The organism is Thermococcus sp. 101 C5 (assembly GCF_009372125.1).
Taxonomy (GTDB): Archaea; Methanobacteriota_B; Thermococci; order Thermococcales; family Thermococcaceae; genus Thermococcus_A; species Thermococcus_A bergensis.
In genome coordinates this window covers 1-5,026 of sequence record NZ_WHIZ01000091.1, presented here as the reverse complement: position 1 = coordinate 5,026, position 5,026 = coordinate 1, and the positions used below count along the sequence as shown (strand labels likewise).

At 44.3% G+C, this 5,026-nt stretch carries 5 protein-coding genes and 1 pseudogene; 5 read left to right on the top strand and 1 reads right to left on the bottom strand.

The window, feature by feature from the left end; translation table 11 throughout:
• Both GBV73_RS10390 and GBV73_RS10385 read left to right on the top strand, forming a co-directional pair.
• Positions 1-419 (top strand): transposase (locus GBV73_RS10390; protein ID WP_152880017.1); only part of this gene is annotated, 419 nt, incomplete at its 5' end.
• Between the two features lie 38 nt (positions 420-457).
• Positions 458-1,072 carry a DUF116 domain-containing protein gene (locus GBV73_RS10385; protein WP_152881183.1) on the top strand — a complete coding sequence of 205 codons (615 nt, stop codon included), beginning with the start codon at positions 458-460 and terminating at the stop codon, positions 1,070-1,072.
• On the opposite strand, the gene GBV73_RS10380 is transcribed toward GBV73_RS10385, so the two are convergent.
• Complete coding sequence (locus GBV73_RS10380; protein ID WP_042701763.1) at positions 1,069-1,902, bottom strand: DMT family transporter; 834 nt, start codon at positions 1,900-1,902, stop codon at positions 1,069-1,071. The genes GBV73_RS10385 and GBV73_RS10380 overlap by 4 nt on opposite strands.
• A 116-nt stretch (positions 1,903-2,018) precedes the next feature.
• On the opposite strand from GBV73_RS10380, the gene GBV73_RS10375 reads away from it, so the two are divergent.
• The 3 genes and pseudogenes from GBV73_RS10375 (at position 2,019) to GBV73_RS10365 (ending at position 4,981) form a co-directional block, all read left to right on the top strand.
• The gene (locus GBV73_RS10375; RefSeq protein WP_152881181.1) at positions 2,019-2,570 is read left to right on the top strand and encodes a 4Fe-4S dicluster domain-containing protein; all 552 of its coding nucleotides are present in this window, start codon (positions 2,019-2,021) and stop codon (positions 2,568-2,570) included.
• Positions 2,571-2,576: 6 nt separating this feature from the next.
• On the top strand, positions 2,577-4,451 hold the full coding sequence (locus GBV73_RS10370; RefSeq protein WP_042701768.1) for an aldehyde ferredoxin oxidoreductase family protein: 1,875 nt from the start codon (positions 2,577-2,579) through the stop codon (positions 4,449-4,451).
• Between the two features lie 70 nt (positions 4,452-4,521).
• Positions 4,522-4,981, top strand: a pseudogene (locus GBV73_RS10365) (OsmC family protein).
• Positions 4,982-5,026: the final 45 nt, after the last annotated feature.

The window sequence follows — 5,026 nt, the reverse complement described above, 5'->3', positions numbered from 1 at the left end:
TGACCTGTTACTCTGATGGAAATTTGCTGGCTTTACTGTCTGTTGATCCGGCGAATAAGCATGATGTGAGTGTTGTCCGGGAAAAGTTCTGGGTGATTGTTGAGGAGTTTTCCGGCTGTTTTCTGTTTTTGGATAAGGGGTATGTTAACAGGGAACTCGAGGAGGAATTTCTGAGGTTTGGCGTTGTTTACACGCCAGTAAAGCGGGGGAATCAGATTAGTAATCTGGAGGAGAAGAAGTTTTACAAGTACTTGTCTGACTTTCGCAGGAGGATTGAGACTTTGTTTTCGAAGTTTTCTGAGTTTCTTCTGAGGCCGAGCAGGAGTGTTAGTTTGAGGGGGTTAGCTGTCAGGATTTTAGGGGCGATTCTGGCCGTGAATCTGGACAGATTATACAACTTCACAGGTGGTGGGAACTAGGGTTAACTTTTCTTTTCTTCAATGCTGAAGGTGAAAATATGGGAATTGATAACATAATTGCAAAGCTGGCATCAGTTGGGGCTGACCTAAGTACAAGAAATGCCATAAGAATGGCACTTTCTTTAATAAGTGAGGATGAGGAACTTACCGATCAAATATACGTTGAGATAAAGAACAAAGCGTATAAAGAGGAGTTTGCAAAGGTTCCTGTTGAAAAGAGAGCCGTGTTTATTCCCCAATGTCTAAGGAACGTAAAGGAATGCCCGGCGGAGTTTGGCGAGTACGGGTGGAAATGTACAAAGTGCGGGAAATGCCCGATTGGAGATATAATTGATTACGGAGAAAAGCTCGGCTACAAACAGTTCTACATAGTACCGGGAGGAAGTTTGGTAAAAAAGGTATTAAAGGAGAAGGTGCCTAAAGGAGAGATAAAAGCTGCAGTAGGGATAGCATGCTGGCCCGAGCTCGCAGAGGCTAACGAGAAGCTTTCCATATTGAAAATCCCGCTTCAAGCCGTGCCTCTGTTGAGAGCAGGGTGTATAAACACCCTTGTTGATCTTGAAAGAGTTAAGAGAACACTTGAGATTGGGCTTAAGCATGAAGACAGGAGTTCAGTTCCTTCAGCGGAAATAAATCCTCAGCCAACTCTTTAGCTGTTTTCGTTTCTTATTTCATTCCAGATTGCAGTCAAAATTAACAAAGCACCTATGTAGCCTTTTAAGCTTAACACCTCCCCGATAGTTAAAAACGCCGAGATGTGTCCAAAAATAGGTTCAGCGGAATATATGAGGGCTGCTTTATGGGCTTTTGTTTCTTTTTGGTACTTTACCTGAAGGGTGAATGCAATTACCGTTGCAAAGATTCCCGTGTAAAGGATGCCAAGCCATGGAGTCATCTTTACAGGCACTACGAACCCTTCAAAAACAAGAGCATAGATTGTTGAGAACACAAAGTTCCAAAATATCTGCCAGAAGGCTAGGCTGAGGTAATCTTTTTCTCCAAATTTCTGGATAAGGACTATCTGGAAGGCAAAGGAAATTGCACAAAAAATCGTCAGCAGATCACCATAGTTAAACTTTAAGCTTGCTCCCGAGATTAAATACAAACCAATTATTGCAACAATAAGAGATAGAAAATCTCTCGCTTTTAGCTTATCCCCCAGGAGAAAGTATGCTATAAACGGCGTGAAGACCACGTAGAGAGAGGTTATGAATGCAGAGTTGGATGCAGAAGTGTATTTTAAACCGACGATTTGAAAGCCGTGCCCAAAAACGAGTGTTAATCCCAGAATAAGCCCTTCAAATAAGGTTTCTCTCTTCAGGACTCTCTTTCTAAAAATGAGGAGCATAAGGAGAGACGCTACTCCGAAACGGTAAGCCAGAAATAGTATTGGGGGCATATAACCGAGGCTAACCTTCATTGCCGGAAATGTAAATCCCCAGATGGCTGTGATTCCAAGGAGTATTAGTTCAGCTCTTTTCATGCCTCAATCTAAAGGTTTCTACTTTTTAAACATTTTTCTTTCAGATATTGGCTTAAACGCTCTAATTTTCGTAACCCTTATATAAAAAGAAAACATAATCATTTTTTGGTGATATCATGGGTGAGGAAGGAGTTCATGAGGCCCCGCAAGAGAAAATCGAGAGAATTTGGATCCTAATAACGCCAGACAAATGCAGCGGCTGCAGGCTTTGTGAGGTTGCATGCTCCCTTGAGCACGAGGGAATAATATGGCCCGAGGCATCAAGAATAAGAGTCTTTGAACTTTTGCCCGGAGTTAATGTCCCACATACGTGTGTCCAATGTCCTGATTATCCGTGTGTTAACTCCTGCCCCACAAAAGCCCTAAGCGTTGATGAAAAAACCGGAGCAGTCATTGTTGACGAAGCAAAGTGCATAGAGTGTGGAGCGTGTGTGACAGCATGCCCGGGAAACGTTCCAAGGATTCCCGCTGGTAAGGGAAGTGTGGTCATATGTGACCTCTGTGGAGGAAATCCGAAATGTGTTGAGGTTTGCCATGAAGCAGGGCACGATGCGTTAAAGATTGTTACAGGAGACTATAGACCTATCTTTAGGACATTCGCTAAAGACCCGGTGGAAAAGAGCCATGAAATAGCGAGAAAAGTCTTTGGGGAGGAATTCTTGGGGTGAGTAAAAATGTACGCATATGCCGGAAAACTCCTTGATGTGGACTTAACAAAAGAGGAAATTAAAGAGGTCGAGCTGGATGAAGAAATCTTAAGGAAGTTCTATGGCGGGAGAGGGCTTGGAACATACCTTCTCTGGAAAGAGCTCGGGGACAAGTGGGAAACTGTAGATCCCCTTGGCGAGGAGAACCTCCTTCTGATACTAACAGGACCGCTAACCGGCTATTACCCGGGTATGAAGACTGCTGTTGTTTCCAAATCTCCTGAGAGCAATGGTATCGTGGGGAGTGTTCTAAGCAGTGAAGTAGGTTTGGAACTCAAGGCATCAGGATATGATGGGATCATAATCAGAGGAAAAGCAAAGGCCCCAGTCTATCTCTTCGTTCACAACGATACGGTGGAGATAAGGGACGCAACAAAATACTGGGGCATGGGTGGCGTTGAGCTTCACAAAACCCTCTTGAAAGAAGTTCATGAGGAGATAAAGAAGAAAGAAAAGCTGAGAGGAATTCCCAAAGAGCCCGCGATGATGTACATTGGCAGAGGGGGAGAAAATAAAGTCCGCTTTGCTGCAATAATGACGAAGCTCATGCATGCCGCTGGCTATGGTGGCTATGGAGCGGTAATGGGAAGCAAGAACCTCAAGGCAATAATCGTAAAAGGAAGCAAATCTCTTCCAGAAGTTTACGACAAAGAAAAAATGAAATCCCTCCTCAGAGAGTTCTGGAAAGAGCTCTTTTCAATGACTACCTTTAGGGAATGGGGTACCGGAGCTGGAGGATATAGCGTAGGGCATGACCGCTCAAGTGAGCCAATAAGAAACTGGCAGGAGGAATACCACGACAACGAGGAGATAAGCGTAGTTAATTTCGAGAACAGAGCTTGGATAAAGAAATATTGGGCTGATTACGGGTGTCCGGTAAACTGTATGAAAATCTCATATCTCCGTTATGGTGAGTACAAGGGTGCAATTACAGATGCACCGGACTATGAGCTCATGGCATATATGGGAACTAACCTCGGAATATTTGAACCAGAAAAAATAGTTTACCTGTCATATCTGGTTGATGAACTTGGCTTGGACGGAATAAACGCTGGAAACACCTTAGGATTTGCAGCGGAGCTTTACCAGAGGGGAATTCTTACAAAGGATGACATAGGATTCGAGCTTAACTGGGGCGACGAAAAAGCCTTCGCAAAGCTTTTGCACTTAATAGCTGAGAAGGAGGGCATTGGAGAGATACTTGCGGAGGGCACTTACAGAGCAGCGTTGAAGATTTCACAGCTTAAAGGTGTAGATGTAACAAAATACGCGGTTCACGTGAAGGGAATCGGAGTCGGTGCTCACGGGGTGAGGAGCGAGCTCGACTATACAAAGGACATAAGCTATGCTGTCTCTGTCCAGGGAGGAGACCACACCTCCACAGCAGGTCTTCCAGCAAGGAGCTACGAAGGGGAGATGGTAAACGCATTCTACGACTCCGCGGTTGTGTGCAACTTCGTCACGAAGCCCGGATTTGAAAGAATCCTCGAGTTTGGAAACGCTTTGACAGGATTCAACATAACCCCCGAGCAGTGGCTTAACGAAGTGGGTCTGAGGATAATCCACCTTCAGAGAATACTTCTACTCCTTGGTGGACCGGATGTGCACTGGGACCCGAGAAAGGACGACGACAATCCACCAAGGTTCTATGAGCCACTGCCGAGCGGACCAGTTAAAGGAAAAGCCCCAAGCAGAGAAGACATTAGGGCAAAGGTAAAGCAGTACTACGAAGAAATCGGCTACGACGAAAATGGAATCCCGAGGGAAGAAGTTCTTGAGCAACTTGGCATAGGTGAAGCAAAGCGTGAGGTAAAGAGGATTAAAAAGCGCTTGAACCTCTAACTTTTTCTTTTAAACTTTTGGTTTTGATGAACTTTTTAAGGCTTTATTGTCAAAAATATATGGTGATTGTATGGTTGAATACAAAGATATGACAATAAAGGTTGTTGGAGAGGCTTTCTCCAACAAAAATGAAAGTTAAAGCAGGAAACTATGAAATTGTGCTTGACAAACTCGGTGGGGAAGCCCCGAGTCCAATAGACTACGTTCTCGCAGCCCTTGCAGGATGTTTCAATATTGTCGCAACTCTTGTAGCCAAGGATATGGGAATAAACATTGAAGACCTGAAAGTTGAGGTTGAAGGTGTCTTCAACCCCGGAAAGCTCTATGGACAGGGTAACGAGAGAGCAGGATATAAAGAGATCAAAGTCAAAGTTAAAGTAAAGACAGACGCTGATGAAGAAACCCTCAAGAAGTGGCTTGAGCAAGTTGAGGAACGCTGCCCGGTTTCCGATAACTTGGCCAATCCAACTCCAACAAAGGTCGAGTTTGAAAAGTGTTGGGCGTGTTTAGTTTCACCCCCTGTTATTTAAACAGTATTTGACTCTGAGGAGGATTTTCAGACCATAACACATTAC

Excerpts from the sequence above, each read along its gene's own strand:
- GBV73_RS10385 (WP_152881183.1), top strand. The coding sequence starts at position 458 with ATGGGAATTGATAACATAATTGCAAAGCTGGCATCAGTTGGGGCTGAC.
- GBV73_RS10380 (WP_042701763.1), bottom strand. The coding sequence starts at position 1,902 with ATGAAAAGAGCTGAACTAATACTCCTTGGAATCACAGCCATCTGGGGA.
- GBV73_RS10370 (WP_042701768.1), top strand. The coding sequence starts at position 2,577 with ATGTACGCATATGCCGGAAAACTCCTTGATGTGGACTTAACAAAAGAG.
- GBV73_RS10375 (WP_152881181.1), top strand. The coding sequence starts at position 2,019 with ATGGGTGAGGAAGGAGTTCATGAGGCCCCGCAAGAGAAAATCGAGAGA.